This is a genomic window from Azospirillum agricola, from assembly GCF_020005195.1.
Lineage (GTDB): Bacteria > Pseudomonadota > Alphaproteobacteria > Azospirillales > Azospirillaceae > Azospirillum > Azospirillum agricola.
The window spans coordinates 654,000-668,199 of sequence record NZ_JAIFZR010000002.1; the positions used below are offsets into that span (position 1 = coordinate 654,000).

General features: G+C 66.9%; 15 protein-coding genes. All 15 read left to right on the top strand.

Annotation, left to right across the window (positions count from 1 at the left end; all coding sequences use genetic code 11):
* The first annotated feature begins 199 nt into the window (after positions 1–199).
* Positions 200–1,483 (top strand): CaiB/BaiF CoA transferase family protein, encoded by a 1,284-nt coding sequence (locus JN22_RS05845; RefSeq protein ID WP_211099575.1) that lies wholly within the window; start codon positions 200–202, stop codon positions 1,481–1,483.
* 41 nt (positions 1,484–1,524) lie between these two features.
* Entirely contained in the window at positions 1,525–2,958 is a 1,434-nt protein-coding gene (locus JN22_RS05850) for an aldehyde dehydrogenase family protein (protein ID WP_085553011.1), read from the top strand.
* 21 nt (positions 2,959–2,979) lie between these two features.
* Positions 2,980–3,915, top strand: coding sequence for an NAD(P)-dependent oxidoreductase (locus JN22_RS35155; RefSeq protein WP_223677590.1), 936 nt, complete (start codon positions 2,980–2,982; stop codon positions 3,913–3,915).
* Positions 3,916–3,986: 71 nt separating this feature from the next.
* Entirely contained in the window at positions 3,987–5,195 is a 1,209-nt protein-coding gene (locus tag JN22_RS05860; RefSeq protein WP_085553013.1) for an ABC transporter substrate-binding protein, read from the top strand.
* A 76-nt stretch (positions 5,196–5,271) separates the two neighbouring features.
* The gene (locus tag JN22_RS05865) at positions 5,272–6,027 is read left to right on the top strand and encodes an ABC transporter ATP-binding protein (RefSeq protein WP_085553014.1); all 756 of its coding nucleotides are present in this window, start codon (positions 5,272–5,274) and stop codon (positions 6,025–6,027) included.
* Positions 6,020–6,757, top strand: a complete 738-nt coding sequence (locus JN22_RS05870) for an ABC transporter ATP-binding protein (protein ID WP_085553015.1) — start codon at positions 6,020–6,022, stop codon at positions 6,755–6,757. Before JN22_RS05865 ends, JN22_RS05870 begins: the two co-directional genes overlap by 8 nt.
* Positions 6,758–6,773: 16 nt before the next feature.
* Complete coding sequence (locus tag JN22_RS05875; RefSeq protein ID WP_085553016.1) at positions 6,774–7,661, top strand: branched-chain amino acid ABC transporter permease; 888 nt, start codon at positions 6,774–6,776, stop codon at positions 7,659–7,661.
* Positions 7,662–7,663: 2 nt separating this feature from the next.
* Positions 7,664–8,644: a branched-chain amino acid ABC transporter permease gene (locus JN22_RS05880; protein ID WP_085553017.1), complete on the top strand. Its 981-nt coding sequence runs from the start codon at positions 7,664–7,666 to the stop codon at positions 8,642–8,644.
* A gap of 49 nt (positions 8,645–8,693) precedes the next feature.
* Complete coding sequence (locus JN22_RS05885; protein ID WP_223677591.1) at positions 8,694–9,773, top strand: acyl-CoA dehydrogenase family protein; 1,080 nt, start codon at positions 8,694–8,696, stop codon at positions 9,771–9,773.
* Positions 9,698–10,948, top strand: coding sequence for an acyl-CoA dehydrogenase family protein (locus JN22_RS05890; protein WP_223677592.1), 1,251 nt, complete (start codon positions 9,698–9,700; stop codon positions 10,946–10,948). Before JN22_RS05885 ends, JN22_RS05890 begins: the two co-directional genes overlap by 76 nt.
* 56 nt (positions 10,949–11,004) lie before the next feature.
* Positions 11,005–11,805 (top strand): crotonase/enoyl-CoA hydratase family protein, encoded by an 801-nt coding sequence (locus JN22_RS05895; protein WP_085553020.1) that lies wholly within the window; start codon positions 11,005–11,007, stop codon positions 11,803–11,805.
* 41 nt (positions 11,806–11,846) lie between these two features.
* Positions 11,847–12,596 (top strand): electron transfer flavoprotein subunit beta/FixA family protein, encoded by a 750-nt coding sequence (locus JN22_RS05900; RefSeq protein ID WP_085553021.1) that lies wholly within the window; start codon positions 11,847–11,849, stop codon positions 12,594–12,596.
* 17 nt (positions 12,597–12,613) lie between these two features.
* Positions 12,614–13,561: an electron transfer flavoprotein subunit alpha/FixB family protein gene (locus JN22_RS05905; protein ID WP_085553022.1), complete on the top strand. Its 948-nt coding sequence runs from the start codon at positions 12,614–12,616 to the stop codon at positions 13,559–13,561.
* A 51-nt stretch (positions 13,562–13,612) separates the two neighbouring features.
* The gene (locus JN22_RS34775) at positions 13,613–13,852 is read left to right on the top strand and encodes a 3-hydroxyacyl-CoA dehydrogenase NAD-binding domain-containing protein (RefSeq protein ID WP_143268201.1); all 240 of its coding nucleotides are present in this window, start codon (positions 13,613–13,615) and stop codon (positions 13,850–13,852) included.
* A 10-nt stretch (positions 13,853–13,862) separates the two neighbouring features.
* Complete coding sequence (locus tag JN22_RS05915; protein ID WP_179166047.1) at positions 13,863–14,036, top strand: hypothetical protein; 174 nt, start codon at positions 13,863–13,865, stop codon at positions 14,034–14,036.
* Positions 14,037–14,200 lie beyond the last annotated feature (164 nt).

The window sequence follows — 14,200 nt, forward strand, 5'->3', positions numbered from 1 at the left end:
CTTCTCGTATTTCGCTTGAAAGGCCAGCGATCCGCCCTCCCGCATTTTTCCCGGCTAGGCGTTGAAATGCCAGTTGCATTTTATCAGCACGCTGGTTAGCCTTTCCACAATGAAACGGTCATTTCACTGTATGAAATGACGGGCGCCAACCATCCACCTCCCAGCCGGGACACCGGCCGCGAGCGGAGAGCCGACCATCGTGACTCAATCAGAACTTCCAGCCGATCGCGACGAAGCCGCGGCCGCACTCGCCGGCGTGCGGGTGCTCGATCTCAGCCGCGTTCTCGCCGGCCCCTGGGCCTCGCAGATCCTGGGCGATCTCGGGGCCGAGGTGATCAAGATCGAGCATCCCGGCAAGGGCGACGACACCCGTGCCTGGGGACCGCCCTATCTGCGCTCCGCACGGGAGGAGGCGGACAGCGATCCGCTGAGCGCCTATTACCTGAGCTGCAACCGCAACAAGAAATCCGTGGCGATCGACATCGCCTCGCCCGACGGCGCCGCTCTGGTCCGCCGCCTAGCCCGCTCCTGCGACATCGTGCTGGAGAATTTCAAGGTGGGCGGGCTCGCCCGTTACGGCTTGGACTATGAAAGCCTGAAGCGTGAGAACGAAGCGCTGATCTACTGCTCGATCACGGGCTTCGGACAGACCGGCCCCTATGCCGCGCGCGGCGGCTACGACTTCCTCATCCAGGGAATGAGCGGCCTGATGAGCGTGACCGGCCAGCCCGACGGCACACCCGGCAGCGAGCCGCTCAAGGTCGGGGTTCCCGTGTCCGACCTGTTCACAGGGATGTACGCGACGGTGTCGATGCTCGCCGCCCTGCGGCACCGTGACCGCACCGGAAAAGGCCAGCACATCGACTGCGCCCTGCTCGACACGCAGGTGGCGGTGCTGGCCAACCAGGGGATGAACTGGCTGGTGGGCGGTCAGGTGCCCCGCCGCATGGGCAACGGCCATCCCAACGTCGTGCCTTATCGTTGCTTCGCCACGAACGACGGCCACATCATCGTCGCCGTCGGCAACGATGGGCAATTCCGCGCCCTCTGCCGGTTGCTGGAGCGCCAGGATCTGCTCGAAGACAGCCGCTTCGCCGACAACCCCGGCCGCCAGCGGAACCGGCAGGAGCTGGAGGCCGCGCTCGCCGAGAGCATCGCCGGATGGACCTCGGCGGCGTTGACCGCCGCGATGGCCGGCGCAGGCGTCCCCGCCGGCCCGATCAATCGCATCGATCAGGTCTTCGCGGATCCCCAGGTGGCCGCGCGAAGCCTCGTTCACCGTCTGGAAACCGATGACGGCACCACCATTCCGGTCGTCGGCTTCCCGGCCCGCCTGTCCCAGACACCGGCGCGCTACCGGCAGGCCCCACCCCGCTTGGGACAGCAGACGGCGGACGTCCTCGGCGAGCTTCTCGGTCTCAGCCCCGCCGAGCTCGACGACCTCAAGGCTCGCGCGGTGATTCAGACAACGGACCGTCGCTGAGCCGCCCTGCCCTTCCGTCAGACGCGAAAGACGAACAAGTCATGGAAAAGACGAACTGGATCGGCGGTCGTCCGACCGGCAGCCCGATCTTCGAGCCGAACGTGAATCCGGCCAAGCTGGACGAGGTCATCGGCCATTACGCCTGGGCGACGGTCGAACAAGCCGCCGAGGCCCTGGCCGCGGCGCGCGAGGCGCTGCCCGGCTGGGCGGCGAGCAACCCGCAGACACGATCCGACATCCTGCGTCGCGTCGGCGACGAACTCCACGCGCGCGCCGAGGAGCTTGGCGCCCTGCTGACCCGCGAAGAGGGCAAGACCCTGCGGGAAGGCATCGGCGAGATCCGCCGCAGCGCCCAGATCTTCCATTACGCCTCGGGCGAACCGCTGCGGAACGGCGGCGAGTGCCTGCCCGGCCTGCGCGATGGGACGACCACGATGGTCACCCGTGAACCGGTCGGCGTGGTCAGCCTCATCACGCCGTGGAATTTCCCGATGGCCGTACCGGCCTGGAAGACCGCGTATGCGCTGGCCTTCGGCAACACCGTCGTTCTCAAGCCATCGGAGGCCACCCCCGGCTGCGCCTGGGAGCTGGCCGACATCCTGCATCGCGCCGGCCTGCCCGCCGGTGTGTTCAACCTCGTGATGGGCGACGGCCGGACGCTCGGCCCGGTTCTGGTCGATGGCGCCGACGCGGTCAGCTTCACCGGCTCCCCGCCGGTCGGCCGGGCGATCCTGGAACGCACGGTCGCGAGGATGACCAAGGTCCAGCTCGAGCTGGGCGGCAAGAATCCGTTGGTGGTGCTGGACGACGCGGACCTCGATCTCGCCGCCGACATCGCCCTCCAGGGTGCCTTCCACTCGGCCGGTCAACGGTGCACGGCCACCAGCCGCATCATCGCGACACGCCGGATCCACGATGCCTTTGTCGAGCGTCTGGTCACCAGGATCCGCGCGATGCGCGTCGGCGATCCGCTCGACGCCGGGACCGACATGGGTCCGGTGGTCAACCAGCCGCAGCTCGACAAGGATCTGCGCTACATCGCCATCGCCCGCGACGACGGGGCGGAGCTGGCCTGCGGCGGACAACGGCTCGATGCCAACGGTTACTTCCTGGAACCGACCCTGTTCATCGGCACCGACAACACCATGCGGATCAACCGCGACGAGGTGTTCGGGCCGGTCGCCAGCGTCATCCCCGCGGACGATCTCGACCATGCCATCGCCATCGCCAACGACAGCGAGCACGCGCTGTCCAGCGGCGTCGTCACCCAAGGGCTGGTCGCCGCCGAAACCTTCCGGCGCCGCTCGCGCGCCGGGCTCGTGATGGTCAACGCGCCGACCGCCGGCATCGACTACCACGTTCCCTTCGGCGGGCGCAGCCCGTCCGGCTATGGCGGGCGCGAGCAGGGAAGCGCCGCGGTCGAGTTCTTCACCGAAGGCAAGACCGCCTACATCAACCACGGCGTCACGGCCTGAACACCACCGGACGTTCAGCGCGTGAACGAACAAGAAAGTGATGGGAGATCGAACATGAGCGAGACGATCGCGTTCATCGGCCTCGGGGCGATGGGGTTGCCGATGGCCTCCAATCTGGTCCGCAAGGGCTTCGCGGTGGTCGGCTTCGACCTCGATCGCGGCAAGCTCGACACCCTGGTCGGCCTGGGCGCCCGTGCCGCCGGCAGCGTCGCCGAGGCCGTGACGGGAGCGGCCATCGTCGTCACCATGTTGCCGGCGCCCCCGCATGTGCGTGGTGTCATCCTTGGCGGCGAGGGCGTGCTGGCCAACCTTCCGGGCGGATCGCTGGTGATCGACATGAGCACCGTCGATCCGCAGACCACCGACGACGTCGCGGCGGCGTGCAAGGAACGCGGCGTGGCCTTCGTTGACGCTCCGGTCGGTCGGCTGGTCAGCCACGCCGAGCGCGGCGAGTCCCTGTTCATGGTCGGCGCCAGCGACGAGGGCTTCGCACGGGCCGAGCCGCTGCTGCAAGCCATGGGAACGACGATCCACCGTTGCGGCCCCGAAGGATCGGGAACGCGGATGAAGATCGTCAACAACTACCTTGCCGTGATCGGCGCCCAGCTCACCGCCGAGGCGATCCTGCTCGGAACCAAGCTCGGCTTGCCGGTCGACGTGATGAAGGCGGTGTCGGGCGGGACCACCGCGACCAACGGTCAGTTCCAGATCAATTTCGCGACCAAGGTTCTGAAAGGCGACACCGCGCCCGGCTTCACCATCGATCTTGCCCACAAGGATCTGATGCTGGCGCTCGCCGCCGCCGCACAGCAGCGCCTCGGTCTTCCCGTCGGACTGGCCGCCGCCGGCGCGCTCGGCGCCGCACGCGGCGGTGTCTACGCCACGCGCGATTTCTCGGCGCTCCTCGACTACGCCTGCGACGTGGCCGGCGTCGTCCCCCCCCGCTTGCCTGATTGACCCATCCGCGGCCGGGCGATCCGCATCGGTTCGGTCAAAAAATCGGCATCCCCCTTGGGAAGAAGACATTCATGAAGACATTGGCAGTGCTGGCGACCTCGCTCGCCGTTCTGGCGCAGGCGGCGTCGGCCCAGAACGTTTCGGACAACAAGGTCAAGATCGGCGTCGTCACCGATCTGTCGGGAGTCTACGCAGACATCGCCGGCTCGGGCTCCGTGGTCGCCGCCGAACTGGCGGCCGAGGATTTCGGCGGGCGCGTGCTCGGCATGCCCATCGAGATCGTGAGGGCCGACCACCAGAACAAAGCGGACATCGCCAGTTCCATCGTCCAGAAATGGTTCGACACCGAAGGCGTCGACGCCATCACCGACATGGTGACCTCCTCCGTCGGTCTCGCCTTGCAGGGTGTCGCCACCCGCGCGAAGAAGATCGCGTTGAACACCGGCGCCGGCACCTCGGCCATGACGAACGCCGCCTGTTCTCCCTATGGGGTGTCGTGGGTCTACGACACCTATTCCCTGGCGACGGTGAACGCCAAGGCGACACTCAAGAGCGGCGGCGACACCTGGTTCTTCATCACGGCCGACTACGCCTTCGGCCACGACCTGGAGAAGGACGTCCGCAAGGTGGTGGAGGGCAACGGCGGCAAGGTGGTGGGCAGCGTCCGCCATCCCTTCCCGTCGCAGGACATGAGCGCCTACCTGCTCCAGGCGCAGGCATCGGGCGCGAAGGTCATCGCGCTCGCCAACGCCGGCAAGGACACGATCACCACGATCAAGCAGGCCAAGGAGTTCGGCATCCTCGACGACTCCAGGGTGAAGGTCGTCGCCCTGCTGGCCTTCGAACCGGACGTGCGGGCCATCGGGCTCGAGGACGCCGCGGGCATCTTGATGTCCAGCGGCTTCGTCTGGAACCGCACAGCGGAATCCAAGAGCTGGTCCGACCGTTTCTACGCCAAGACGCAGAAGCGTCCGACCAGTGTGCAGGCGGGCACCTATTCAGCGGTCCTTCATTATCTGAAGGCCGTGGAGAAGGCAGGCACCGACGACTCCGAAAAGGTCGCGCAGACCATGCGGGCCATGCCGGTGAACGACATGTTCGCCACCAACGGCACGGTGCGCGCGGACGGGCGGATGCTTCACGAGATGTATCTGGTCCAGGTGAAGAAGGCTCAGGAATCCAACGACCCTTGGGATCTCTTCAAGGTGATCGGTTCGGTTCCGGGCGATCAGGCCTTCCGCCCGGTGGCCGAAAGCGAATGCGCACTGCTCAAGAAGTGATGCGCGCTCCGTGTCCCGGCCCCGTCCGGGCCGGGACACGGCTTTATGACGCATAGACCGCTTCAAGGAACAGGGCATGGCATCGGACATCATCCTGGAAGCGCGTGGCCTGACGAAGGAGTTCAAGGGCTTCGTCGCCGTGAAGGAGGTGAACCTGCAAGTGAGGCGGGGCACCATCCACGCGCTGATCGGCCCGAACGGCGCCGGCAAGAGCACGGTGTTCAACCTGCTCACCAAGTTCCTGACGCCGACGCGCGGCCAGATCCTCTACAAGGGCAAGGACATCACCCGCACCAGGCCGGCCGACATCGCGCTGATGGGGCTGGTCCGCTCCTTCCAGATCTCGGCCGTCTTCCCGCACCTCAGCGTGCTGGAGAACGTCCGCGTCGCCTTGCAGCGCCCGCTCGGCACCAGCTTCCATTTCTGGAAGTCGGAGGCCAGCCTGCACGATCTGCACGGCCGCGCCCTGCAACTGATCGAGGACGTCAACCTGACGCCCTGGGCGCATCATCTGGCCGCCGAGCTGCCCTACGGCCGAAAGCGCGCCCTGGAGATCGCCACCACGCTCGCCCTCGACCCGGAGGTCATGCTGCTCGACGAGCCGCTGGCCGGCATGGGCCACGAGGACATCGAGGGCACGGCGGCGCTGATCAAGCGCGTCGCCGCCGACCGCACCGTGCTGATGGTCGAGCACAACCTCTCGGTCGTGGCGCATCTGTCGGACACCATCACCGTGCTGCGGCGCGGCGAGATCCTCGCCGAGGGGCCCTACGAGGTGGTGTCGAAGAACGCCCAGGTCATGGAAGCGTATATGGGGACCGGACATGCCTGACGGGATGCAGAGCAAGACCAGCCAGGTTGGGACCGCCATGCTGGAGGTCCGCGACCTGCACGGCTTCTACGGCGAGAGCCACGTCCTGCACGGCGTCTCGCTGGAGGTCCGCCAGGGCGAGGTGGTGACGCTGCTGGGGCGCAACGGCGCCGGCAAGACCTCGACCATGCGCGCCATCATGGGCATCATGGCCAAGCGCACCGGCTCGATCCGCTTCCAGGGCACCGAGCTGATCGGCATGGCCCCGCACCGGATCCCGCGCCTGGGCATCGGCTATGTGCCGGAGGAGCGCGGCATCTTCTCCTCGCTCAGCGTCGACGAGAACCTGACGCTGCCGCCGGTCATCAAGGACGGCGGGATGACGGTGGAGCAGATTTATGATCTGTTCCCCAACCTGAAGGGGCGCGGTTCGACGCAGGGCACGCGGTTGTCGGGCGGCGAGCAGCAGATGCTGGCGATCGCCCGTATCCTGCGCACGGGTGCGAACCTGATCCTGCTCGACGAGCCCACCGAGGGTTTGGCCCCGGTGATCATCGAGCAGATCGGCGTTGCTGTGCGGGCGCTCAAAGCACGCGGCTTCACCATCGTGCTGGTCGAGCAGAACTTCCGTTTCGCCGCGACCATCGCCGACCGCCATTACGTGATGGAGGAGGGGCACGTCGTCGACATGATCCCCAACGACCAGCTCCACGCCAACATGGACAAGCTCCACACCTACCTCGGCGTGTGAGCGGGAGACCGTTACCATGTTCGACCTGCTGGGGGTGTCGCCCCAAATTCTGTTTGGCCAGCTTCTGCTCGGCCTGATCAACGGCTCCTTCTACGCGCTGCTCAGCCTCGGGCTGGCGGTGATCTTCGGCATGCTCAACGTCATCAACTTCGCCCACGGCGCCTTGTACATGGTTGGCGCCTTCCTGGCGTGGCTGCTGCTGACCTATCTGGGCATCGGCTATTGGTGGGCGCTGTTCCTGGCGCCTGCGGCCGTCGGCCTGACTGGGATCGTCCTTGAAAAGTCCATGTTGGCACGCCTCTACAAGCTCGACCATCTCTACGGGCTGCTGTTGACCTTCGGTCTTGCACTGATCTTCGAGGGCGCCTTTCGCCATCAGTACGGCGTCTCGGGCCAACCCTACCCGATCCCCGACGCGCTGAAGGGCGGGCAAAATCTCGGCTTCATGTTTCTGCCGAACTATCGCGGTTGGGTGATCGGTTTCTCGCTGCTCGTCTGCTTCGGCACCTGGTTCGCCATCGAGCGCACCAAGCTCGGCGCCTACCTGCGCGCCGCCACCGAGAACCCGACGCTGGTCCAGGCCTTCGGCATCAACGTGCCGGTGATGGTCTCGCTGACCTACGGCTTCGGCGTCGCCTTGGCCGGTCTGGCCGGGGTGCTGGCGGCGCCGATCTATCAGGTCTCGCCGCTGATGGGCTCGAACCTGATCATCATCGTCTTCGCCGTGGTGGTGATCGGCGGCATGGGCTCGATCCTCGGCGCCATCGTGACCGGGCTGGGGCTCGGGCTGCTGGAGGGCCTGACCAAGGTCTTCTACCCCGAAGCCTCCAACATCGTCGTCTTCGTCATCATGGCGATCGTTCTTCTCATCAAGCCCGCGGGCCTCTTCGGTCGGGAGCGTTGATCATGACCACGCAAACGCAAACCGGGCTGCGGGTACGCGCCACGGCGGGCACGGGAACGGGAACGCGCACGGCGCTGCTGTTCGGCGCCGGCCTGCTGATCGCGCTGGTGGCGCCCTTCGCGCTGTATCCCGTCTTCCTGATGAAGGTGCTGTGCTTCGCGCTGTTCGCCTGCGCCTTCAACCTGCTGATCGGCTACGCCGGCCTGCTCAGCTTCGGCCACGCCGCCTTCTTCGGCGGCGCCGCCTACGTCACCGCCCACACGGTCAAGGTGTGGGGCCTGCCGCCGGAGCTCGGGCTGCTGCTCGGCACAGCCTTCGCCGCCCTGCTCGGGCTGATCTTCGGTGTCATCGCCATCCGTCGCCAAGGCATCTATTTCGCGATGATCACGCTGGCGCTGAGCCAGATGGTCTTCTTCCTGGCCCTGCAAATGCCTTTCACGCGTGGCGAGGACGGCATCCAGGATGTGCCGCGCGGCACGCTGTTCGGCCTGTTCGACCTGACCCAACCGCTGACCATGTATTACACGGTGCTGGCGGTGTTCCTGCTCGGCTTCGCGCTGATCCGGCGGACGGTGCATTCGCCCTTCGGCCAGGTCCTGAAGGCGATCCGCGAGAACGAACCGCGCGCCATCTCGCTCGGCTATCGGACGGAGCGCTACAAGCTGGTCGCCTTCCTCCTGTCGGCGTCCCTGGCCGGTCTGGCCGGCGGCACCAAGGCGCTGGTCTTCCAACTGGCGTCGCTGACCGACGTGACATGGCAGATGTCGGGCGAGGTGATCCTGATGACGCTGCTCGGCGGGATGGGCACCTTGTTCGGACCGGTGGTCGGTTCGGCGCTGGTGGTGGCGCTGGAGAGCTATCTGGCCGCCACCAGCCTGCCGGTCCCGGTCGTCATCGGCGCCATCTTCGTCGTCTGCGTCCTCGTCTTCCGCAAAGGCATCGTCGGCGAAATCCTCGCGCGACTCCATCGTCGGAAGACGTGAGCGCTCCTTTCAGAACTCTCTTCCGGACAATGGACCGGAATCACCATTCATGCCCAGAGGTCCCAAGGTGAGCGAGACAAGTCAAATCGTGTGGGATACAGCGGCGCGGCTGTTCACCGAGCAGTTCACACCGCAAGAGTTGCATCGTGCCGAGGCCGGGGAATGGCTTGGTGCCCAATGGGACAGGATCGAGGAACTCGGCCTTCCCCTGGCCCTGGTGCCCGAAGAGGATGGCGGCGTGGGCCTCGACGCGATCGAGGGGGCGATGCTGGTCCGCATCGCCGGCTCCTTCGCCGTCCCGCTTCCCCTCCCCGAAACCATGCTGGCGAACCGGCTTCTGGCGGCGGCCGGTTTGCCGCTCGCCGCCGGTCCGGCGACCGTGGCGCCGGTACGGCTCGATGATCGGCTCACGCTGGCGCGCACGGACGGCGGCTGGAGGCTGAGCGGTGTCGCGCACCGGGTCCCCTGGGGCCGTTCGGCGGCCGTCCTGGTGGGACTCGCCGAGCATGAAGGGCGGGTGCTGGCGGTGCGCCTGACGGGGGATCAGGTCCGGACGGAACCGGGCGTCAATCTCGCCTGCGAACCGCGCGACACCCTGCGGATCGAGGGCGTGGCGGCGGAGAGCGCCGTGGCGCCGCTTCCCGACGGCTTCGGCCTCGCGGAGTGCTTCGCCATGGGGGCTGCGCTGCGCACCGCCGCGATCGCCGGCGCGGTCGGCCGGGTGCTGGAGATGACCGTGGGCTACGCCAACGACCGGGTTCAATTCGGCCGGCCGATCGGCAAGTTCCAGGCGATCCAGCAGAGTCTTGCGATCATGGCCGGACACGCCGCCGCCGCCGCCGGATCGGCGGACGTCGCGGCCGAGGCGATGCATGATGGAACCGTTCTCCTGCCCATCGCCGCCGCCAAGGCGCGGGCCGGCGAGGCCGCCGGGGCCGTCGCGACCATCGCGCATCAGGTGCATGGCGCCATCGGCTTCACCCATGAGCACAGCCTGCATTTTCTGACCAAGCGACTGTGGTCCTGGCGTGACGAATTTGGAAACGAGGCGCATTGGAACCGCGTGATCGGGCGGCGGATGATCGCGGCGGGCGCCGATGGCGTGTGGCCCTTGATTGCCGCCCTCTGAGCGCCGCCGCCAATCCCGGAGAAACGCAGATGCAAGATTTTTCTTTCCCGGCGCCGCCCGCGTCGCCGGACACGGAGTCCCTGCGCGCCGAGGTGCGGGAGTTCCTGGGAACCGAACTGGCGTCCCGACCGGCTTCCGAGCGCATCAAATCCTGGAGCGGCTTCGACGCCGATTTCAGCCGCAAGCTGGGCGAGCGCGGCTGGATCGGCATGACGTGGCCCAAGGCCTATGGCGGGCACGAGCGCAGCGCCCTGGAGCGCTACGTCGTGCTGGAGGAACTGCTGGCGGCCGGTGCGCCGGTCGCCGCGCATTGGATTGCCGACCGGCAGAGCGGCCCACTCATCCTCAAGGTTGGGACCGAGGAGCAGAAGCGCGCCTTCCTGCCGCGCATCGCCGCCGGAGAGTGCTTCTTCTGCATCGGCATGAGCGAACCCGATTCCGGTTCCGACCTCGCGGCGGTGCGGACACGGGCCGTCCCGATCGAGGGCGGCTGGCGGGTCAACGGCACCAAACTGTGGACCACCTACGCGCATCACGCCCATTGCATGATCCTTTACTGCCGGACGGGCGCCGCCGAGGATCGTCATGGCGGCACCAGCCAATTCCTGGTCGACCTCACCCTGCCCGGCATCACCATCCGTCCGATCGCCGACCTGTCGGGCGAACGGCACTTCAACGAAGTCGTGTTCGAGGATGTCGTCTTGCCGGCCTCCGCCCTCATCGGGCCGGAGGGGAATGGCTGGAACCAGGTCATGAGCGAACTCGCTTATGAGCGCAGCGGCCCGGAGCGCTTCCTGTCGACCTTCGTTTTGCTGGTCGAGCTGATCCGTGCCCTCGGAGCCTCTCCCTCGGACCAGGCGGCCGATGCCGTCGGACGCCTGGGCGCGCAGCTCGTCGTGCTGCGCCGGCTGTCCCGATCGGTCGCGGGCATGCTGCAGAAGGGAGAGAATCCTGCCCTCCAGGCCGCCGTCGTCAAGGACATGGGGGCGATCGTCGAACAGGAAATTCCCGAGATTGCCCGCCAGTTGGTGGCGACGGAACCGGCCCTGCGATCGCCCGATGCCCTGTCCGCAGTTCTCGGCTACGCGATCCTCAACGCTCCGGCCTTTTCCCTGCGCGGAGGAACGCGGGAGATTCTGCGCGGCATCATCGCGCGCGGGTTGGGACTGCGCTGACCGGCGGGTGTCCGGGAGCCGACACCCACACCCTGTTCCTTGAAGGAGTCTTTTCCATGCCCGATCCTGTTCTTTACGAAGAGAACGATGGCATCGTCACGCTCACCTTGAACCGGCCGGAAACCCGCAACCCGATCTCCGATCATGACATGATCGAGGCGCTTCTGGAGGCGTTGAACCGCATCGACGGCGACATGTCCGTGCGGGCCGCCATCCTCACCGGCACCGGAAGCAGCTTTTCGTCGGGCGGCAACCTCAAGACGATGGGGGAACAAGGCGGCATCAACGATCCGCTCCCGGCCCAGACCCGCCGCAACTACAAGCGCGGCATCCAGCGCATTCCCCTGGCGTTCGAGGCACTGGAGGTCCCGATCATCGCGGCGGTGAACGGTCCGGCGATCGGCGCCGGCTGCGATCTCGCCTGCATGTGCGACCTCCGCATCGCCGCGGAAAGCGCCCGTTTTGCCGAAAGCTTCGTCAAGGTCGGGATCGTGCCGGGAGATGGCGGTGCCTGGCTGCTGCCGCGCGTCGTCGGCTTTTCCAAAGCCTGCGAGATGGCCTTGACCGGCGACCCCATCGACGCCGCTGAAGCTCTTGCCTGCGGTCTGGTCTCGAAGATCGTGCCGGACGCGGAGCTTCTGGATCATGCCCGGCGCCTTGCCCTACGCATCGCCGCGAACCCATCACACGCGGTCCGCATGACCAAGCGCCTTCTCCGGGAAGGCCGCAACGTCAAGCTCGACGCGCTGCTGGAAATGTCGGCCGCCATGCAGGCCCTGGCGCACGCGACCGAAGACCACAAGGAAGCCGTCGCCGCCCTGCTGGGCAAACGTTCACCGGTCTTCTCGGGGCGTTGAAAGCTCATCAACCGGGTAAAGGCAGGAGCAGGAGCGCAACAATGAAGGTTCTGGTGCCCGTTAAGCGAGTGGTCGACTACAACGTCAAGATCCGCGTGAAGGCGGACGGCAGCGGCGTCGAGACCGCCAACGTGAAGATTAGCATGAACCCCTTCGACGAGATCGCCGTCGAGGAAGCGGTTCGCCTCAAGGAAGCCGGCAAGGCGAGCGAGATCGTCGCCGTGTCGGTCGGCCCGGCCCAGGCGCAGGAGACGCTGCGCACCGCGCTCGCCATGGGGGCCGACCGCGCCATCCTGGTGCAGACCGACGCCGAGACCCAGCCGCTGGCCGTCGCCAAGGTGCTGAAGGCCCTGGTGGACAAGGAAGGGCCGCAGCTGGTCATCCTCGGCAAGCAGGCGATCGACGACGACTGCAACCAGACCGGCCAGATGCTCGCCGCATTGCTCGGCTGGGGCCAGGGCACCTTCGCCTCGAAGCTCGTCCCCGGCGAGGGCTCGGTCGCCGTCACCCGCGAGATCGACGGCGGGCTGGAGACGGTGGAGCTGACGCTGCCGGCCATCGTCACCGCCGACCTGCGCCTCAACGAGCCGCGCTACGCCTCGCTGCCCAACATCATGAAGGCGAAGAAGAAGCCGCTGGAGACCGTCACCCCGGACAGCCTGGGCGTCGATGTCGCCCCGCGCCTGACGACGCTGAAGGTGGTCGAGCCGGCCAAGCGCAAGGCCGGCGTCAAGGTGGCCGACGTGGCGACCCTGGTCGACAAGCTGAAGACCGAAGCGCGGGTGATCTGAGAGGGGATGATCTGACCATGGCCAACATTCTCGTCGTCGCCGAGCACGACAACGCGACGCTCAAGCCCGCCACGCTGAACGCCGTCACCGCCGCCGCCCAAATTGGCGGCGACGTCCATCTCCTGGTCGCCGGCAAGGGCGCCCAGGCTGTCGCCGAGGCCGCCTCCAAGGTCGCCGGCGTGTCGAAGGTCCTGCTGGCCAACGACGCCGCCTTTGAGCATCAGTTGCCCGAGGAGGTCGCCCCGCTGGTGGTGTCGATCGCCAAGGGCGGTTACGGCCATGTGCTGGCCGGCGCCACCTCGGTCGGCAAGAATCTGCTGCCGCGCGTCGCCGCGCTGCTCGACGTCGCCGCGATCTCGGACATCACCGGCGTCGTCTCGGCCGACACGTTCGAGCGGCCGATCTACGCCGGCAACGCCATCGCCACCGTCCAGTCGAAGGACGCGGTGAAAATCGTCACCGTGCGGACCACCGCCTTCGAGACCGCCGCCGCGACCGGCGGTTCGGCGTCGGTCGAGCCGGTCGCGGGCGCCGGGGCCGCCGGCCTGTCGCGCTTCGTCTCGGCCGAGCTTACCAAGTCGGAGCGTCCGGAGCTGACCGCCGCCCGCGTGGTGGTGTCGGGCGGGCGCGGCATGCAGTCGGGCGAGAACTTCCCGCTGCTGGAGGCGCTGGCCGACAAGCTGGGCGCCGCCGTCGGCGCCTCGCGCGCCGCCGTGGACGCCGGCTTCGTGCCCAACGATTACCAGGTCGGGCAAACCGGCAAGATCGTGGCGCCCGAGCTGTACATCGCCGTCGGCATCTCCGGTGCCATCCAGCACCTCGCCGGCATGAAGGACAGCAAGGTCATCGTCGCCATCAACAAGGACGAGGAAGCGCCCATCTTCCAGGTCGCCGATTACGGGCTGGTCGCCGACCTCTTCAAGGCGGTGCCGGAGCTGACGGCCGAACTGGACAAAGCGCGCTGAAGAAAGGAATGACCGATAAACCCTGCCCGGCAGGCTCCGAGTAATATGTCAATGCCCCCAATCAAGACGATCGGTGTCATCGGAGCAGGCCGGATGGGATCCGGCATCGCTCAAGTTTGCGCCAGGGCGGGTCATGACGTCGTCGCCTCCGACACCAGCGAGGAGGCAACGAGTATATCGAAGCAGGCTGGACCGGCCGGAAAGCTGGTCGCGGCTTTTACGATGACACACACAATCCACCGCTTCCCTCCCGGTGAGAGAAGCGATCTCTTCACGTTCTCGACACTTTGAAGGTATTGAGATGCTGACTTTTGAGGATTGCCTGGCCTTGTCCGACGCCGAGGTCGTCATGACCGAAGCCGCGAGCGCTGACACCATCGGCGCGTTCCGCGTGATGGCGCGTTCCTCCTCGCATGCAACCCGGCAACAGAGCGGGGCGGGGCCGGAGGACGGCGAGTTGGAGATCAATCGGTAATCTCCAGCTTGCTCCCTGCCCGAGGAACGACCGTTGGCCCGGCGGCGCCGAACCACGCCGCACTTGCGATCACTTCCCTCTTCGTCGACCGCCGGCCGCCACGACACGCCGTTGATGTGGGAGCCGCCATCGACGAAGAGCGGGTTGCCGTTGAGATGGCCGCT

Bases quoted from the DNA above. Each gene is read 5' to 3' on its own strand.
- JN22_RS05860 (WP_085553013.1), top strand. From the start codon at position 3,987: ATGAAGACATTGGCAGTGCTGGCGACCTCGCTCGCCGTTCTGGCGCAG.
- JN22_RS05880 (WP_085553017.1), top strand. From the start codon at position 7,664: ATGACCACGCAAACGCAAACCGGGCTGCGGGTACGCGCCACGGCGGGC.
- JN22_RS05905 (WP_085553022.1), top strand. From the start codon at position 12,614: ATGGCCAACATTCTCGTCGTCGCCGAGCACGACAACGCGACGCTCAAG.
- JN22_RS34775 (WP_143268201.1), top strand. From the start codon at position 13,613: ATGCCCCCAATCAAGACGATCGGTGTCATCGGAGCAGGCCGGATGGGA.
- JN22_RS05875 (WP_085553016.1), top strand. From the start codon at position 6,774: ATGTTCGACCTGCTGGGGGTGTCGCCCCAAATTCTGTTTGGCCAGCTT.
- JN22_RS05915 (WP_179166047.1), top strand. From the start codon at position 13,863: ATGCTGACTTTTGAGGATTGCCTGGCCTTGTCCGACGCCGAGGTCGTC.
- JN22_RS05900 (WP_085553021.1), top strand. From the start codon at position 11,847: ATGAAGGTTCTGGTGCCCGTTAAGCGAGTGGTCGACTACAACGTCAAG.
- JN22_RS05850 (WP_085553011.1), top strand. From the start codon at position 1,525: ATGGAAAAGACGAACTGGATCGGCGGTCGTCCGACCGGCAGCCCGATC.
- JN22_RS05885 (WP_223677591.1), top strand. From the start codon at position 8,694: ATGCCCAGAGGTCCCAAGGTGAGCGAGACAAGTCAAATCGTGTGGGAT.
- JN22_RS05865 (WP_085553014.1), top strand. From the start codon at position 5,272: ATGGCATCGGACATCATCCTGGAAGCGCGTGGCCTGACGAAGGAGTTC.
- JN22_RS05895 (WP_085553020.1), top strand. From the start codon at position 11,005: ATGCCCGATCCTGTTCTTTACGAAGAGAACGATGGCATCGTCACGCTC.
- JN22_RS05870 (WP_085553015.1), top strand. From the start codon at position 6,020: ATGCCTGACGGGATGCAGAGCAAGACCAGCCAGGTTGGGACCGCCATG.